Below are 707 nucleotides of genomic sequence, written 5' to 3'. Positions count from 1 at the left end.
GAGGCGATGACGGGTGACGAGAAACAGGACGCGCAGCTCATCGGCCAGTTCGGCGTGGGCTTCTACTCCGCGTTCATCGTCGCCGACCGGGTGGACGTCTACACGCGCCGCGCCGGCGAGTCCCCGGAGCTCGGTGTGCACTGGTCCTCCGACGGCAAGGGCGCCTACTCGGTGGAGTACGTCGAGCGCCCCGAGCGCGGCACCCGCGTGGTGCTCCATCTCGCCGAGGAACGCGACGAGTTCCTGGAGCCGCAGCGGCTTCGCCACATCATCCGCCGGTACTCCGATCACATCTCGCTGCCCATCCGCATGCCCGCCGAGGCGGATCCGGAGTCCGACGAGGCCCCGGGGGAGGAGACCGTCAACCAGGCCTCCGCGCTGTGGATGCGCCCGAAGGGCGAGATCAGCGACGAGGAGTACATCGAGTTCTACAAGCACGTCGCCCACGACTTCGAGGCGCCGCTGACCTGGCTGCACAATAAGGTCGAGGGCAACCAGGCCTACACCTCGCTGCTCTACATCCCTGCGCGCCGGCCCTTCGACCTGTTCGACCAGGACCAGCGCCACGGCGTCAAGCTCTACGTGCGCCGGGTGTTCATCATGGAGGACAGTGAGCACCTGATGCCGCGCTACCTCCGGTTCGTGCGCGGCGTGATCGACTCCGACGACCTCCCGCTCAACGTCTCCCGCGAGCTGCTCCAGCACAA

Annotated in this window: 1 pseudogene; it reads left to right on the top strand. The window is 67.5% G+C overall.

What is annotated here, in order from left to right:
- Window positions 1–707 (top strand): annotated as a pseudogene (locus G7A99_RS22985) (molecular chaperone HtpG); the annotation flags it as partial.

The sequence above is a fragment of the Arhodomonas sp. KWT genome (genome assembly GCF_010993615.1).
The sequence above is the reverse complement of the archived record's forward strand: the minus strand, read 5'-3'. Positions and strand labels throughout refer to the sequence as shown.